The organism is Pseudoruegeria sp. SHC-113 (genome assembly GCF_025376885.1).
Lineage (GTDB): Bacteria > Pseudomonadota > Alphaproteobacteria > Rhodobacterales > Rhodobacteraceae > Pseudoruegeria.
The window spans coordinates 32,218-47,187 of record NZ_JAHUBR010000004.1 but is presented as its reverse complement, the minus strand read 5'-3'; the positions used below and the strand labels follow the sequence as shown (position 1 = coordinate 47,187).

The following is a 14,970-nucleotide window of genomic DNA, read 5'->3' as shown; positions in this document are numbered from 1 at the left end:
TGGGCAGCCGCGGCTACCAGTGGAACGGCGCGACGCTCACACGGCGGCCAAGGGTGAAGGCATCGGCCACGTGGCGCATGGGAGCGAGATCCATGTCGATCCCCCCGGCCTGCACCAGTTCGGCCATCTGCGCATAGAGGCGCGGGTATTCACCCGTCAGCCCCGCAGGCGCGCTTTCAGGCGCAGCGCCGTTGATCGTCAGCTTCGCGCCGCCGTTTTCCAGCAGCATGTGGCCGGCTTCGGTTTCGGCCTCGATCGTCCATTCGGGCGTGCCTTGGGCGAGCCAGTCGAAATGGGCGGATACCTTGGCGCCTTGCGGGTGGAAGAAGTCCATTTCGGCGGCAATCGGCGTTTGCTTGTTCTCCGGGCAGCCCAGCTCTGCGCCAGTGAGGTGGATCGGATCGGGCAGGATCTCGGTGACGATGGAGAGCGCGTTGATGCCGGGATCGAACACGCCCATGCCGCCGGGCTCGAAGATCCAGTCCTGCCCCGGATGCCAATACCGCACGTCCTCGCGCCAGCGCACCTCCAGCCGTTTCAGCGGCGCTGCGGCGAGGAAGGCCTTGGCAGCGGCCACCTGCTCGGCCTGACGGGAATGCCACGTGGCATAGAGCGAAACGCGGTGCTTTGTGGCCAGCGCCTCCAGCGCGTGGCACTCCGACAGCGTCGCGCCGGGGGGCTTCTCCAGCATCACGTGACGGCCCGCGCGGATCGCTTCGGCGACATAGGCGTAGCGCGGCACCGGCGGCAGGCAGAGCGAGATCACACGGATCTCGGGGCGCTCAGCGAGCAGGGCGGTGAAATCCGTGTAGGCGGGCACGCCAGGCACGCTTCCATTGCGCGAGACGGTGGCGGCGAGTTCCCAATCCGGGCTGGCGTTGATTGCGGGGACATGCTGGTCCACCGCGATCTTTCCGATTCCGACGAGGGCGATTTCCATCAATGCGAATCCTTTCCTACGGCCGAACCCCGGCAGCCCTTGAGGAAATCCAGATCCGCGCCTGTGTCGGCGCCTTCCACATGAGCCTGGTGCAGCCATTCATACCCTGAAGGCGGCACCGGATGGGTGGGTGCCCAGGCCTCCAGACGGGCGGCCAGCTCGGCCTCCGCGATATCGAGGTGCAGGCGGCGGGCGGCAACGTCAAGCTCGATCATGTCGCCATCGCGCACCACGGCGAGCGGGCCACCGGCGGCGGCCTCGGGCGAGGTGTGCAGGATCACGGTGCCGTAGGCGGTGCCGGACATGCGCGCGTCCGAAATCCGCACCATATCGGTGATGCCCTTGCGCAGCACCTTGGGCGGCAGGCCCATGTTGCCCACCTCGGCCATGCCCGGATAGCCCTTCGGCCCGCAGTTCTTGAGCACCATCACGCAGGTCTCGTCGATGTCGAGACCCTCATCGTTGATGCGCACCTTGTAGTCGTCGATGTCCTCGAAAACCACGGCCCGGCCCCGGTGTGTCAGCAGGTGTTCCGAGGCGGCAGACGGTTTGATCACCGCGCCTTTGGGCGCGAGGTTGCCCTTCAGAACGGCAATGCCGCCCTGCGCAGTGAGCGCCTTCTCCACCGGGCGGATCACGTCCGGGTTCCAGTTCACCGCGTCCTTCACATCGTCCCAGATCGGGGTGCCGGCGACGGTGAGGGCCTCCTTGTGCAGAAGGCCCGCCTCGCCGAGGTGCTTGAGCACCACGGGCAGGCCGCCGGCATAGAAGAACTCCTCCATCAGGTATTCGCCGGAGGGCATCAGGTTGACGATGGTGGCCACGTCGCGGCCGCAGGCGTCCCAATCCTCCAGCGTGAAATCCACCCCCACGCGGCCCGCGATGGCCAGCAGGTGGATCACCGCATTGGTGGAGCCGCCGATGGCCCCATTGGTGCGCACGGCGTTCTCGAAGGCCTGCTTCGTCAGGATGTCGGAGGGCTTCAGATCGTCCTTCACCATCTGCACGATGCGGCGGCCCGACATCTGCGCCATCACCCGGCGGCGGCTGTCCACGGCAGGGATCGCGGCATTGCCCGAAAGCGCCATCCCCAGCGCTTCGGCCATGCTGGCCATGGTACTGGCCGTCCCCATCGTGTTGCAGGTGCCACTGGAGCGGCTCATGGATTGCTCTGCTTCAAGGAATTCGTCCTGCGTCATCTCCCCGGCCTTCACGGCTTCGGAGAATTTCCACAAATGCGTGCCCGAGCCCACGCGCTCGCCCCGGAAATAGCCGTTGAGCATCGGCCCGCCGGTGACGACGATGGAGGGGATATCGGTGGACGCCGCCGCCATCAGCAGCGAAGGCGTGGTCTTGTCGCAGCCCACCAGCAGCACCGCGCCGTCGATCGGCTGGCCGCGCATCTGCTCTTCGATCGAGAGCGCGGCGAGGTTGCGATACATCATCGCCGTGGGGCGGAAGGTGTTTTCGGAGGCCGAGAAGGCAGGCACCTCCACCGGGAAGCCGCCGGCCTCCCAGATCCCGGCCTTCACCTTTTCGGCAAGCTCGCGCAGGTGGCCGTTGCAGGGGGTGAGATCGGACCATGTGTTCATGATCCCGATCACCGGCCGCCCGTCGAAAAGATCATGCGGGTGGCCCTGATTTTTCAGCCAGCCGCGATGATAGATCGTATCGCGCGAGTTGCCGCCGTACCATTCCTGGCTGCGCAGCTTGCGCGGCCATTTTGCGGGTTTGAAACTCATTACCTAGCCCTGCTTGCTCTTGTTGTAGACGTCGAAGATCACGGCGGCGAGGAGGACGAGGCCCTTGATCATTTGCTGGTAGTCGATGCCGATGCCCATGATCGACATGCCGTTGTTGAGAACCCCCATCAGGAAGGCGCCCACGACGGCCCCGACGATCTTACCCACGCCACCCGACATCGAGGCCCCGCCGATAAAGACGGCGGCGATCACGTCCAGCTCCAGCGCGAAACCGGCTTTCGGCGTGGCGGTGTTGAGCCGCGCGGCAAAGACAAGCCCGGCGGCGGCGGCGAGGATGCCCATGTTGACGAAGGCGAGGAAGGTGAGGCGCTCGGTTTTGATGCCCGAAAGCTTCGCGGCCTTCTCGTTGCCGCCCAGCGCGTAGATGCGGCGGCCCAGCGTCGTTTTCTCGGTGAGGAAGGCGTAAATGATCGTCAGCACGCCCATGGTGATCAGCACGTTGGGCAGGCCCCGGAAGGTGGAGAGCTTGTACATGATGAACACCAGCGCAAGGCTCACGATGGTGGTGCGGGCGACGAAGAAGGCGCGGGGCTCGTCCACGATGCCATAGGCCTTGTTGCGCGCGCGTTTGCGCAGGCCCATGTAGACGATCACCGCTGCCGCGATCACCCCGGTGCAAAGCGCCAGCACGTTTACCTGCCGTGCGTCAAAGATCGGTGCGAGGCTCTGGCCAAGGCCAGCGGGGAAAATGTCCGGCACGAAGCCATTGGCCAGCACCTGGAACTCCTTGGGGAAGGGGCCAACAGACTGGCCTTCCAGCAGCCAGAGCGACAGCCCCCGGAACACGAGCATGCCTGCGAGCGTCACGATGAAGGAGGGGATCTTCCAATAGGCGACCCAGTAGCCCTGCGCCGCACCGATCACGCCGCCCACCACGAGGCAGATGGCGATGGTGGCGAAGACCGGCATGTCGTGGTTCACGATCATCACCGCGGCCAGCGCGCCGATGAAGCCCATCACCGAGCCGACCGAAAGATCGATATGCCCGGCTACAATGACGATGAGCATGCCCAGCGCCATGATGATGATATAGCTGTTTTGCAACAGCAGGTTGGTGATGTTGACCGGGCGCAGCAGCGTGCCGCCCGTCACAATCTGAAAGAACGCCATGATCACGATCAGGGCAATCAGCAGCCCATATTCGCGCAGGTGGCTCTTGAGGTATTCGCCAACACCCTTGGGCGCGGCGGCGGTGTCCGTGGTCTCTGCCATAGCCATCCCCGGGGTCTCCTTATTCGGTCACGATGAGCGACATGATGCGCTCCTGGCTGGCCTCTGCGGCGGTCAACTCGCCCACCAGAGCCCCTTCGTTCATCACGTAAATGCGGTCGCACATGCCCAAGAGCTCGGGCATCTCGGAGGAGATCATCAGCACGCCTTTACCTTGGGCGGAAAGCTCGTTGATGATCCCGTAGATCTCGAACTTCGCGCCCACGTCGATGCCGCGTGTCGGCTCATCGAGGATCAGCACCTCCGGCCCGGCAAAGAGCCACTTGGACAGCACCACCTTCTGCTGGTTGCCGCCGGAGAGGTTCATCACCTTCTGGAACACGCTGGGTGTGCGGATGTTCATCGCGGCGCGGTATTTCTCGGCCACGGCGGTTTCTTCGTTCTCGTTGAGGATCCCGCCCGCCGAGACGCCCGCCAGATTGGCCAGCGTCACGTTGCGCTCGATGGATTCCTCAAGGATCAGTCCGAGGCTCTTGCGATCCTCGGTGACGTAAGCCAGCCCCGCGGCGATGGCCTTGGGCACACTGGAGAGATCCGCCGCTTGCCCGCGGATCTTCGCCTCGCCTGAAATATTGCGCCCGTAGGAGCGGCCGAAGAGGCTCATCGCCAGCTCGGTGCGCCCCGCGCCCATCAGCCCGGCAATCCCCACGACCTCGCCCGCGCGCACGTTGAAGGCGGCCTCGCGGATCACTTGCCGCTCGGTATGCTCCGGGTGCCAGACGTTCCACCCCGTGACCTCCAGCAGCATCTCACCCGCGCGCCTCTCGCGCTCCGGGTAGCGATGCGCCATGTCCCGGCCCACCATGTCGCGCACGATGGCGTCTTCGGTGATCGGCTGGCTGCGCGCATCCATCGTGGAAACGGTGGTGCCGTCGCGGATCACGGTGACGGTATCGGCCACCCGGCGCACCTCGTTCAGCTTGTGGCTGATGATGATGCTCGTCACGCCCTGCGCCTTCAGCTCCAGCAGAAGATCCAGCAGCGCCTGGCTGTCGGATTCCGACAGCGCCGCCGTGGGCTCGTCGAGGATCAGCAGCCGCACTTCCTTGGACAGCGCCTTGGCGATCTCCACAAGCTGCTGCTTGCCGACGCCGAGCTTGTCCACCAGCGTCGTCGGCGCCTCGCTCAGGCCGACCTTCTTCAGCAGCCCTTCGGTGCGCCGAAAGGTGCCCTGCCAGTCGATCACTCCGCCACGGGCCTGTTCGTTGCCGAGGAAGATGTTCTCCGCGATGGACAGAAGCGGCACCAGCGCCAGCTCCTGGTGAATGATGATGATGCCCTGTTTCTCGCTGTCCGCGATGTCGCGGAAGGCGGCCACAGCGCCATCATAGTGAATTTCGCCCTCGTAGCTGCCATGCGGGTAGACCCCGCTCAGCACCTTCATCAGCGTGGATTTGCCCGCCCCGTTCTCGCCGACCAGCGCGTGGATTTCCCCTTCGCGGACGGTGAGATTGACCTCATCAAGGGCTTTCACCCCCGGAAAGGTCTTGGTGATCGAGCGCATTTCAAGAAGCGCGGCCATGCCCCTGCTTGCTCCGTCTTGTCGGCCCGCCCGGGTGAGGCCGGGCGAGCCTTGTGGTTGCCTTGCGCCTACTTGATCTGATCCATGGTGTAGTACCCGGAGCCGATCAGCAGCTCTTCCCAGTTCTCAACCGTCACGGGAAGCGGTTCGAGAAGGTAGGAGGGCACCACTTTCACGCCGTTGTCGTAGGTGGAGGTGTCGTTGATCTCCGGCTCACCGCCCTTGAGCAGCGCGTCGACCATGCCCACGGTCACACCAGCCAGCGAGCGGGTGTCCTTGAAGATGGTGGAATATTGCTCACCGGCGAGAATGGATTTCACCGAAGGCACCTCGGCGTCCTGCCCGGTGACGATCGGCATCGCCAGATCGCCGGAGCCGTAGCCCACGCCCTTGAGCGAGGAGAGGATGCCGATGGAGAGCCCGTCGTAGGGCGACAGAACCCCATGCACCACGGCGTCGGTGTAATGGGCAGAGAGCAGGTTATCCATGCGGGCCTGCGCCACCGCGCCGTCCCAACGCAGGGTGCCGACGGTGTCCATGCCCATCTGGCCGGAGACGATATTGACGGAGCCGTCATCGATCAGCGGCTGCAGCACGCTCATGGCGCCGTCGTAGAAGAAATAGGCGTTGTTGTCGTCCGGCGAGCCGCCGAACAGCTCGACGTTCCACGGTTTCGCATCGGCGAAACGCTCGTTCAGACCATCGACCAGCGTGGTGGCCTGCTGCACGCCCACCTTGAAGTTGTCGAAGGTGGCGTAATAGTCGACGTTGCCGCTGTCGCGGATCAGGCGGTCATAGGCGATGACGCGGATACCGGAGGCGGCGGCGTTTTCCAGCGCATTGGAAAGCGTGGTGCCGTCAATCGCCGCGATCACTAGAACATCCACACCCTTGGTGATCATGTTCTCGATCTGGGCGAGCTGGTTGGGGATGTCGTCTTCGGCGTATTGCAGATCGGTCTCGTAGCCGGCGGCGGTGAATTGCTCCACCATCGAGTTGCCGTCCGAGATCCAGCGGGCCGAGGATTTGGTGGGCATGGCGATGCCGACGGTGCCGTCGGCGTAAGCGGCGGTTGCGAACAGCAGCGCGGTGCCGGCCGAGGCCAGAATCGATTTGAGTTTCATGTGTCTCCTCCACGTGGATGCGCCTGTGTTTTGTTGATTTGGCGGCGCGGTCTCCCTTTTGGGCCGCTTGGGCCCGAGAAAAGGGTTAACAACCGCTTTGCATAACAAGCAATTCGCATTACTGGTAATCTGCATAACCGTTTTGGAATGCACTACCGATGGACCTCGCCCGCCGCCTGAAACCCAACCAGTTGCGATTGCTCCTGAAAATCGCGGAGACCGGCCAGTTGCAGGCCGCGGCGCATCTGACGGCGATTTCGCAGCCCGCCGCCTCGCGCACGCTGGCCGAAGTGGAAACCGCCCTTGGCGGCGCGCTGTTTGAGCGCCACCCCAAGGGGATGGAGCCCACCCCGCTTGGCGCGATTTTCCTGCGCCATGCCAAGGTGATCCTTGAAGAACTGGATCTGCTGCAGGCCGAGGCACAGCGCTTTGCCACCGGCGACATGGGCCGCGTGCGGATCGGCACCGTCACCGGCCCGGCCGTGGGCTCGCTCATGCCCGCCGTGCGCGAGATCAAAGCCGACGCCCCCGACATCGAGTTCACCATCGAGGTGGCCCCCTCCACCGAGCTGATGCGAGGCCTCGTGGAAGGGCGCTATGATTTCGTCATCAGCCGCCTAGCGCCCGGCTACGACGCGCGGGAGTTCCGCCTGCACCCGGCACGCGGGGAGGTCGTTTCGCTGCTGGTGCGCCCGGAGCATCCGCTGGCCGGCCAGCGCGCTCTGCAGCTGCAGGCTCTCCTTGCCCATGAATGGGTGGTGCAGGACATCGGCTCGCCGATCCGGCAGGCGGTGGAGGAAGCCTTCCACGCGCAGGGGCTTTCGGTGCCGCGCAAGGTCACCAACTCCTCCTCGCTGCTGATTGCGCTGGCCTTCCTGCAGGGCACCGACACCATCGCGCCGCTGACCCATGAGGTGGCCAACATGCTGTTGCAGGATCCGCTCAGCACGCAGGTGGAGGTGCTGGATCTGGCGACGCCGATCACGGTGTCGCCCTGTTTCATCATCCAGAACCGGGGCCGCCAGCTCAGCAGCGCGGCGGAGCGGGTGCTGGCGCGGGTCTTCGCGCATCTGTAGCGGCACACCCGCCTGCCCTGCCGCCACGGCAATTGCCCATTGCACGGGGCAATGTTTTTTTTGCATTGTGCGCCCAGCCAAGCCCCGGCCAGACGCGGCCAGTCGCGGGGCATGCCAGCAGATGGGCCAGCCGATGGGGGAGCGGGGTTTGACACGGGAGATCACAGCCGTCGAGGTGCGCCGCTTCGATGTACCGCTGGCGGAGGTGCTGACCGACGCCAAACACGGCGACCACACCCATTTCGAATTGATAACCGCCACCGTGCGGCTGGCCGATGGCAGCGAAGGCACCGGCTACACCTATACCGGCGGCAAGGGCGGCCATGCGATCGAGGCGATGATCCGCCACGATCTGGCCCCCTTCCTCATCGGGCGCGATGGGCGCGAAGTCGAGGCGCTTTACGAAGCGATGCAATGGCACGTGCATTACGTCGCGCGCGGCGGCATCGCGAGCTTCGCCATTTCCGCCGTGGATATTGCCCTTTGGGATCTACGCGGCAAGCGCGAGGGCCGTGCGCTCTGGCAGATGGCCGGGGGCGCTGCGGATCGCTGCCGCGCCTATGCGGGCGGGATCGATCTGAACTTCCCCCTGCCCAAGCTTCTGGACAGCATTCGCGGCTATCTGGCGAAGGGCCACAACGGGGTGAAGATCAAGATCGGCCAGCCGACGCTGGACGAAGACGTGGCCCGCATCAAGGCCGTCCGCGCGTTGATCGGCCCCGATGTGACCTTCATGGTGGACGCCAACTACTCCATGACCGAAGCGCAGGCCATCGCGGCGGCTGAAGCCTTCAAACCCTACGGCATCACATGGTTCGAAGAGCCGATCATCCCGGATGATTACAAGGGCTATGGCCGCATCGCTCAAGCCACAGGCATGCCGCTCGCCATGGGTGAGAACCTGCACACGATCCACGAGTTCGAATATGCGGTGGCCGATGCAAAGCTCAGCTACCTGCAGCCCGATGCCTCCAACTGCGGCGGCATCACCGGCTGGCTGCAAGTCGCGGCCTTGAGCGCGGCCCATGACATTCCGATCTGCTCGCACGGGATGCAGGAATTGCACGTGAGCCTCGTTTCGGGCCGTGAAAACGCGGGCTGGATCGAAGTCCATTCCTTCCCGATCGACCAATACACAACCCGTCCTCTGGTGATCGAAGATCACCTCGCGGTCGCCCCCAACACCCCCGGCACCGGCGTCTCCTTCGACTGGGAGAAACTGCGCCGCGCCCATCAGGAGATGCATGCATGAGCACCCAAACCGTCACCGCCGCCGTCTATCGCGGCGACAAGACCTTTTCCGTGGAAGAGCGCACCGCGCCTGAGCCAGGGCCCGGCGAGGTGCGACTCGCCATCGCCTATTGCGGCATCTGCGGCACCGACATGCATGTCTACCACGGCAACATGGACGCCCGCGTCGGCTTTGACCGGGTGCTGGGCCATGAGATGTCGGCCGTGGTGGAAAGCCTCGGCGAAGGCGTGGAGGGCTTTACGCCCGGTCAGCGCGTCGTGGTACGCCCGCTGCAGCCCTGCGGTGAGTGCCCGGCCTGCACGGCGGGCCACAGCCACATCTGCCACAAGCTGAAGTTCCTCGGCCTTGATACCGACGGCGCGCTGCAGGGCCTCTGGAGCGTACCCGCCCACACGCTGCACCACCTGCCGGACGGACTGGCGCTGGCCCATGCCGCGCTGATCGAGCCGCTGGCTGTGGCCTGCCACGACGTGCGGCTCTCGGGCCTGACGGACGGTGAGGATGCCGTGGTGATCGGCGGCGGCCCCATCGGCGTGCTGGTGGCCATCGCGGCACGTGCCGCTGGCGGCAATGTGGTGATCTCGGAGGTGAACGAACACCGGCTTTCCGTGGCGCAGGCCATGGGGTTTAACACGATCAACCCGCGCGAGGCCAACCTCGCCGAAGCAATCAACACCCGCACCAATGGCAAGGCCGCCGAAGTTGTGTTCGAGGTCTCCGGCACGCAGGCCGGGGTGGACGCGATGACAGCCGTTGCCGGCACCCGCGCGCGTATCGTCATGGTCGCCATCCACGCCCAGAAACCGCAGATCGACCTGTTCCAGTTCTTCTGGCGCGAGCTGAAGCTGATCGGCGCGCGCGTCTATGAGCCGGAGGATTACGAACGCGCCATCTCGCTTTTGGCGCAGGGCGCTGTGGATGCAGAACGCTTCATCACCGATATTTCGCCGCTCTCCGAAGTGCAGGCCGCTTTCGAGGCGCTGGACCGCAGCCCGACGGCGATGAAGAGCATGATCAAGGTCGGCGATTTCGACTGAGCCACCTTCTGGCACGGGGCCAATCGGCAACGGTTGGCGGTGAACTTGGCCTGACATCCGGGGCGGCGCTGCCGCCCCGCTTTCTTTGTGCTATCTGTAAGGTTGTATTTTATCCCCCAATTGGGCGCCCAACCGCGGGCGGAAGACCCGCGGAGCGCGCCAAGGCAGCATCGAGGAGCTTTCCATGAAAGCCGCATTCCCCCTTCTTGCAACAACCGCGCTCGCCCTGCCCTCTGCGCTCTGGGCGCAAGGCACTTCCGGTATCGAGTTCTACGGCCATTTCAACCCGGCGTGGCAAAGCGTCGATGACGGCGGGCAGACGAAAGACACCTTCGTCGACAACTCCAACTCCAACAGCCGCTTCGGCTTCAATGTCACCGGCGATCTGGGCGACACCGGCAACAGCTTCCTGTTCAACTTCGAAACCGGGCTGGGCTTTCGCCAGTCGGGCGCGGTGAGCCAGCTGAGCGAGCCGGATTTCTGGGACATCAAACGCACCGACCTGCGGAAGTTCGAAGCGATCTTCTCCACCGGTTACGGCACCTTCTACGCAGGCCAAGGCTCCATGGCGAGCGACGGTGTGGTCGGCTCCGATTTCACCGGCGTTGGCGTGGTGGCGGGCAGCGCCATCGGCGATCAGGCCGGCGGCTTCCAGTTCCGCGACACCGGCGGCACGCTCTCGGGCATCGCCATCTCCGATGTGTTCAAGAATTTCGACGGCAGCCGCCGCTTCCGCCTGCGCTACGACACGCCGCAATACGGCGGCTTCAAAGTGGCCGCCGCCTACGGGATCGAAGTGCTCACCTCCGGCGATGACCGCGATTTCTACGATCTGGCCGTTTACTACTCCGACACCTTCGGCGACGTGGAATTCGCCGCCTCCGCCGGCTACTCCGACACCAGCGACAGCAACGCCGGGGCCTATGCGGGCTCGGCCGGGATCCTGCACACCCCTTCGGGCGTGAGCTTCACCCTGATCGCAGGCGGCGCGGACACCGATGCCTCCTACGCCATGGCCCGCCTTGGGCTTGAGCGTACCTTTACCAGCTGGGGCAGCACGGCAGCGGCGCTGGATTACTACGCCGGGCAGGATTTCGACACCTCGGGCTCGGACTCCGATCTCTGGGGCGTGTCTTTCGTGCAGAAGATCGACGCCGCGAATATGGAGCTCTACGCGGGCTACCGTGACTACAGCTTCTCCGACACCAGCGGCACGCTCTATCAGGATATGGACTCCTGGCTGCTGGGCGCGCGCTGGAAGTATGATTTCTAAGGGGCAGCGCCCCCGACACCAACACCTGAAACAAAAAACGCGGCCCTGATCTTGGGGCCGCGTTTTTCATTTTGAAGACGCGCAGCCCGAGGGCTGCGCGCCGGGATTAGTTGCGCGCCGGGACCGTGAGGCTGTCGAGGTAGGCCGCGATCTGCTCCTCGGTCGGCTGGGGCTTCATCATGCCCGCCTGCCCAAGATCGGGCAGCTGGTGGGCGATGCCCTTGTGGCAGTCGATACAGGTCTTCTCGCCCGTCACGAGGAAGCGCTCGTGGGCTTCCACCGCGCGTTGGGACTGGCGGGTGAAATCCATGTAGTCTTCCGAGTGGCAGTTGCGGCATTCGAGCGAGTCATTGGCCTCAAGCCGCGCCCATTCATGCTGCGCCAGCTCAAGCCGCTTTTCGAGGAACTTCTCGCGCGTGTTGATCGTGCCGAAGATCTTGCCCCAGACCTCCTTGCTGGCCTGCATCTTGCGCGCGATCTTGGGCGTCCACTCGTGCGGCACGTGGCAATCCGGGCAGGTGGCCCGCACGCCGGAGCGGTTGGTATAGTGGATCGTCGTCTTCAACTCTTCAAAGACGTTGTCGCGCATTTCATGGCAGCCGGTGCAGAACTTCTCGGTGTTCGTCACCTCCAGCGCGGTGTTGAACCCGCCCCAGAAGATGATCCCCATCAGAAAGCCGCTCATGCAGAGGAAGCCGAGGGAGTAGTGGACGCTGGGCCGGGCGATGGTTCGCCAGAGGCCCTTGATCCAGTTCCAGAGTCTGGCAAACATCAGTCGCTGCCCCCCTGGCTTTCTTTCAGGTAATCGAGCACGTGGTCGACGTCCACGAAGGCATTCTCGACCAGCTCCTTGGCGTCATGCTGCACCACGTGGCACTGGTTGCAGAAGTAGCGGCGCGGCGACACCGAGGCCAGCACCTGCCCGCCACGATCCATGAAATGCGTGACCGAGATCATCGGCGCCTGGCTGTCCTCCACGGCGCTGCGCGCGTGGCAGGTCAGGCATTTGTTCGCGTTCTTGTCGATCTGGTAGCCTTCGATCTTATGCGGGATCAGCGGCGGCTGTTCCGGGTAGTTCCGCGCCTTGCGGATGTCGTTGTTCACCTCGTTGGCGATCACCGGCGGCGTGCTCTCTTCGGCGAGGTCAACCTCGCCGCGCAGCGTGGCCACATATTGCTGGGCCGAGGCCGCGCTGAAGGACAGCGCCACGACGGCTGCGCCAAGAAGGGGGATCAGGATACGTTTCATCTCACACCTCACACAGCTTCGATGCGCACGGCGCATTTCTTGAAGTCGGTCTGCTTGGAGAGCGGATCGGTCGCGTCCAGTGTGACCTTGTTGATCAGCTGGCTGGCGTCGAACCACGGCACGAAGATCAGGCCGCGCGGCGGCTTGTTGCGCCCACGGGTTTCAACCCGCGTTTCCATATAGCCCCGGCGCGAGATCACCTTGATCGCGCTGCCCCGACGCAGGCCCATCTCTGCGGCGTCATCCGGGTGCATGTAGCACAGCGCATCCGGCACCGCCTTGTAGAGCTCGGGCACCCGCTGGGTCATCGAGCCCGAGTGCCAATGCTCCAGCACGCGCCCCGTGGAGAGCCAGAACGGGTATTCCTCATCCGGGCTTTCCGCCGGCGGCTCGTAAGGCAGCGCGAAGATGTTGGCCTTGCCGTCCTTGTTGCCGTAGAAATCCCAGCCCTCGCCCTTGGCGTAGGGGTCATATTCGGGATTGAAGCGCCACTTGGTTTCCTTGCCGTCCACCACGGGCCAGCGCAGCCCGCGCACCTCGTGATAGGTTTCAAACGGCGCCAGATCGTGGGCATGGCCACGGCCAAAGGCGGCGTATTCCTCGAACAGGCCTTTCTGCACGTAGAAGCCGAAGTGATCGGATTCCTGGTTGGCGTAGTCCTTGCTGGTTTCCTCGAGGCCGAAGGCATCCACGTTGCCATTGGCATAGAGCACCTCAAAGAGCGTCTTGCCGGCCATCTCGGGGGCCTTGTCCAGCAGCTCCTGCGGCCAAACGTCCTCCACCGTGAAGCGCTTGGAGAACTCCATCAGCTGCCAGAGGTCGGAGCGGCTTTCGCCGGGCGCATCCACCAGCTGGTGCCAGAACTGCGTGCGACGCTCGGCGTTGCCGTAGGCGCCTTCCTTCTCCACCCACATGGCGGCGGGCAGGATCAGGTCAGCCGCCTGCGCGGTGACGGTGGGATAGGCATCAGAGACCACGATGAAGTTGTCGGGGTTGCGGTAGCCCGGCAGCCCTTCCTCCATCATGTTCGGCGCAGCCTGCATGTTGTTGTTCACCTGCACCCAGTAGCAGTTGATCTTGCCGTCTTTCAGCAGGCGGTTCTGCAGCACGGCGTGGGCCCCGACCTTCTCGGGGATGGTGCCTTCGGGCAGCTTCCAGATGCCTTCCGCGATGGCGCGGTGCTCGGGGTTGTTGACGACCATATCGGCCGGCAGGCGGTGGCTGAAGGTGCCCACCTCGCGCGCCGTGCCACAAGCCGAGGGCTGGCCGGTGAGCGAGAAGGGCGAGTTGCCGGGGGTGGAGATCTTGCCCGTCAGCAGGTGCAGGTTGTAGATCATGTTGTTGACCCACACACCGCGCGTGTGCTGGTTCACACCCATCGTCCAGAGGCTCATCACCTTGGTGTCGGGATCGGCGTAGAGCTTGGCCAGTTCCTCGATCCGGGTCTCCGGCACACCGCTGGCTTCAGCAGCCATTTTCAGCGTGTACGGCTTCACGAATTCGGCGAATTCCTCAAACGTGATCGGATCGGACGCGCCCGAATCCGGGTTGGCCGCCGCCGCCTGCAGCGGGTTCTCCGGGCGCAGGCCGTAGCCGATATCCTGCGCGCCCTTCTTGAAGTTCACATGTTTCTCGACGAAGTCCATGTTCACCGCGTCGTTCTCGATCAGGTAGTTCGAGATCGCGTTGAGCAGGATCAGGTCGGTCTGCGGCTCGAACACCATCGGGATGTCGGCCAAATCGAAGCTGCGGTGCTCGAAGGTGGAGAGCACGGCCACTTTCACATGCGGGTGGCTGAACTTGCGGTCCGCGATGCGCGTCCAGAGGATCGGGTGCATCTCGGCCATGTTCGAGCCCCAGAGCACGAAGGCATCGGCGGCTTCGAAATCGTCATAGCAGCCCATCGGCTCGTCGATGCCGAAGGTGCGCATGAAGCCCACAACGGCCGAGGCCATGCAGTGGCGCGCGTTGGGGTCAATGTTGTTGGAGCGGAAGCCCGCCTTCATCAGCTTGGAGGCGGCATAGCCTTCCCAGACGGTCCACTGGCCGGAGCCGAACATGCCGATCGCCTCGGGGCCCTTCGCCTTCAGCGTGGCTTTCCACTTCTCGGCCATGATGTCGAAGGCTTCATCCCAGCTTACGGGCTCGAAATCGCCGTTCTTGTCGAACTTGCCATCTGTTTTGCGCAGCAGCGGCTGGGTCAGACGGTCGCCGCCGTACATGATTTTGGACAGGAAATAGCCCTTGATGCAGTTGAGGCCCTTGTTCACCTCGGCCTCGGCATCGCCGTGGGTCGCCACCACGCGACCCGCCTTCGTGGCCACCATGATCGAACAGCCCGTGCCGCAGAAGCGGCAGGCCGCCTTGGACCATTTCAGCTCCGTCAGCTCTGCATCCGTGACGAGGTTCTGCGCCCCCGCCGGGAGGCCCGCTGCGGCGGCTGCCGCGGCGACGGCCTTGGCCTTGATGGCCTGTCTGCGTGTCAGTTTCACCATGCTGTTCACC

General features: G+C 64.3%; 12 protein-coding genes. 4 read left to right on the top strand and 8 right to left on the bottom strand.

Annotated features, from left to right (window positions below; genetic code table 11):
• Positions 1 to 13: 13 nt before the first annotated feature.
• The 5 genes from KVX96_RS17645 to chvE form a co-directional block, all read right to left on the bottom strand.
• Positions 14 to 940, bottom strand: a complete 927-nt coding sequence (locus tag KVX96_RS17645; RefSeq protein WP_261196110.1) for a Gfo/Idh/MocA family protein — start codon at positions 938 to 940, stop codon at positions 14 to 16.
• A complete protein-coding gene (gene araD, locus KVX96_RS17640; RefSeq protein WP_261196109.1) occupies positions 940 to 2,682 on the bottom strand; it encodes an L-arabinonate dehydratase in 1,743 nt (580 codons plus the stop codon). The genes KVX96_RS17645 and araD overlap by 1 nt, the downstream gene beginning before the upstream one ends.
• A gap of 3 nt (positions 2,683 to 2,685) precedes the next feature.
• Positions 2,686 to 3,921 carry a multiple monosaccharide ABC transporter permease gene (gene mmsB / locus KVX96_RS17635; RefSeq protein ID WP_261196108.1) on the bottom strand — a complete coding sequence of 412 codons (1,236 nt, stop codon included), beginning with the start codon at positions 3,919 to 3,921 and terminating at the stop codon, positions 2,686 to 2,688.
• 13 nt (positions 3,922 to 3,934) lie between these two features.
• Positions 3,935 to 5,455, bottom strand: coding sequence for a multiple monosaccharide ABC transporter ATP-binding protein (mmsA, locus tag KVX96_RS17630; RefSeq protein ID WP_261196107.1), 1,521 nt, complete (start codon positions 5,453 to 5,455; stop codon positions 3,935 to 3,937).
• Positions 5,456 to 5,523: 68 nt separating this feature from the next.
• Positions 5,524 to 6,579: a multiple monosaccharide ABC transporter substrate-binding protein gene (gene chvE / locus KVX96_RS17625; protein ID WP_261196106.1), complete on the bottom strand. Its 1,056-nt coding sequence runs from the start codon at positions 6,577 to 6,579 to the stop codon at positions 5,524 to 5,526.
• A 158-nt stretch (positions 6,580 to 6,737) separates the two neighbouring features.
• On the opposite strand from chvE, the gene KVX96_RS17620 reads away from it, so the two are divergent.
• The 4 genes from KVX96_RS17620 (at position 6,738) to KVX96_RS17605 (ending at position 11,217) form a co-directional block, all read left to right on the top strand.
• Complete coding sequence (locus tag KVX96_RS17620) at positions 6,738 to 7,655, top strand: LysR family transcriptional regulator (RefSeq protein WP_261196104.1); 918 nt, start codon at positions 6,738 to 6,740, stop codon at positions 7,653 to 7,655.
• A gap of 148 nt (positions 7,656 to 7,803) precedes the next feature.
• Entirely contained in the window at positions 7,804 to 8,907 is a 1,104-nt protein-coding gene (locus KVX96_RS17615; protein ID WP_261196103.1) for a mandelate racemase/muconate lactonizing enzyme family protein, read from the top strand.
• Positions 8,904 to 9,944, top strand: coding sequence for a zinc-dependent alcohol dehydrogenase (locus KVX96_RS17610; protein ID WP_261196102.1), 1,041 nt, complete (start codon positions 8,904 to 8,906; stop codon positions 9,942 to 9,944). Before KVX96_RS17615 ends, KVX96_RS17610 begins: the two co-directional genes overlap by 4 nt.
• Positions 9,945 to 10,128: 184 nt before the next feature.
• Positions 10,129 to 11,217 carry a porin gene (locus tag KVX96_RS17605; protein WP_261196101.1) on the top strand — a complete coding sequence of 363 codons (1,089 nt, stop codon included), beginning with the start codon at positions 10,129 to 10,131 and terminating at the stop codon, positions 11,215 to 11,217.
• 106 nt (positions 11,218 to 11,323) lie between these two features.
• Here the strand turns inward: KVX96_RS17605 and KVX96_RS17600 are convergent, their stop codons facing one another.
• The 3 genes from KVX96_RS17600 to napA are packed head-to-tail and all read right to left on the bottom strand — an operon-like array spanning position 11,324 to position 14,960.
• Positions 11,324 to 11,989: a cytochrome c3 family protein gene (locus KVX96_RS17600; RefSeq protein ID WP_314733145.1), complete on the bottom strand. Its 666-nt coding sequence runs from the start codon at positions 11,987 to 11,989 to the stop codon at positions 11,324 to 11,326.
• A complete protein-coding gene (locus tag KVX96_RS17595) occupies positions 11,989 to 12,465 on the bottom strand; it encodes a nitrate reductase cytochrome c-type subunit (protein ID WP_261196100.1) in 477 nt (158 codons plus the stop codon). The genes KVX96_RS17600 and KVX96_RS17595 overlap by 1 nt, the downstream gene beginning before the upstream one ends.
• 8 nt (positions 12,466 to 12,473) lie before the next feature.
• On the bottom strand, positions 12,474 to 14,960 hold the full coding sequence (napA, locus tag KVX96_RS17590; protein WP_261196099.1) for a nitrate reductase catalytic subunit NapA: 2,487 nt from the start codon (positions 14,958 to 14,960) through the stop codon (positions 12,474 to 12,476).
• Positions 14,961 to 14,970: the final 10 nt, after the last annotated feature.

Coding starts and splice junctions, on each gene's coding strand:
- KVX96_RS17645 (WP_261196110.1), bottom strand. CDS start 940: ATGGAAATCGCCCTCGTCGGAATCGGAAAGATCGCGGTGGACCAGCAT.
- araD (WP_261196109.1), bottom strand. CDS start 2,682: ATGAGTTTCAAACCCGCAAAATGGCCGCGCAAGCTGCGCAGCCAGGAA.
- mmsB (WP_261196108.1), bottom strand. CDS start 3,921: ATGGCTATGGCAGAGACCACGGACACCGCCGCCGCGCCCAAGGGTGTT.
- mmsA (WP_261196107.1), bottom strand. CDS start 5,455: ATGGCCGCGCTTCTTGAAATGCGCTCGATCACCAAGACCTTTCCGGGG.
- chvE (WP_261196106.1), bottom strand. CDS start 6,579: ATGAAACTCAAATCGATTCTGGCCTCGGCCGGCACCGCGCTGCTGTTC.
- KVX96_RS17620 (WP_261196104.1), top strand. CDS start 6,738: ATGGACCTCGCCCGCCGCCTGAAACCCAACCAGTTGCGATTGCTCCTG.
- KVX96_RS17610 (WP_261196102.1), top strand. CDS start 8,904: ATGAGCACCCAAACCGTCACCGCCGCCGTCTATCGCGGCGACAAGACC.
- KVX96_RS17605 (WP_261196101.1), top strand. CDS start 10,129: ATGAAAGCCGCATTCCCCCTTCTTGCAACAACCGCGCTCGCCCTGCCC.
- KVX96_RS17600 (WP_314733145.1), bottom strand. CDS start 11,989: ATGTTTGCCAGACTCTGGAACTGGATCAAGGGCCTCTGGCGAACCATC.
- KVX96_RS17595 (WP_261196100.1), bottom strand. CDS start 12,465: ATGAAACGTATCCTGATCCCCCTTCTTGGCGCAGCCGTCGTGGCGCTG.
- napA (WP_261196099.1), bottom strand. CDS start 14,960: ATGGTGAAACTGACACGCAGACAGGCCATCAAGGCCAAGGCCGTCGCC.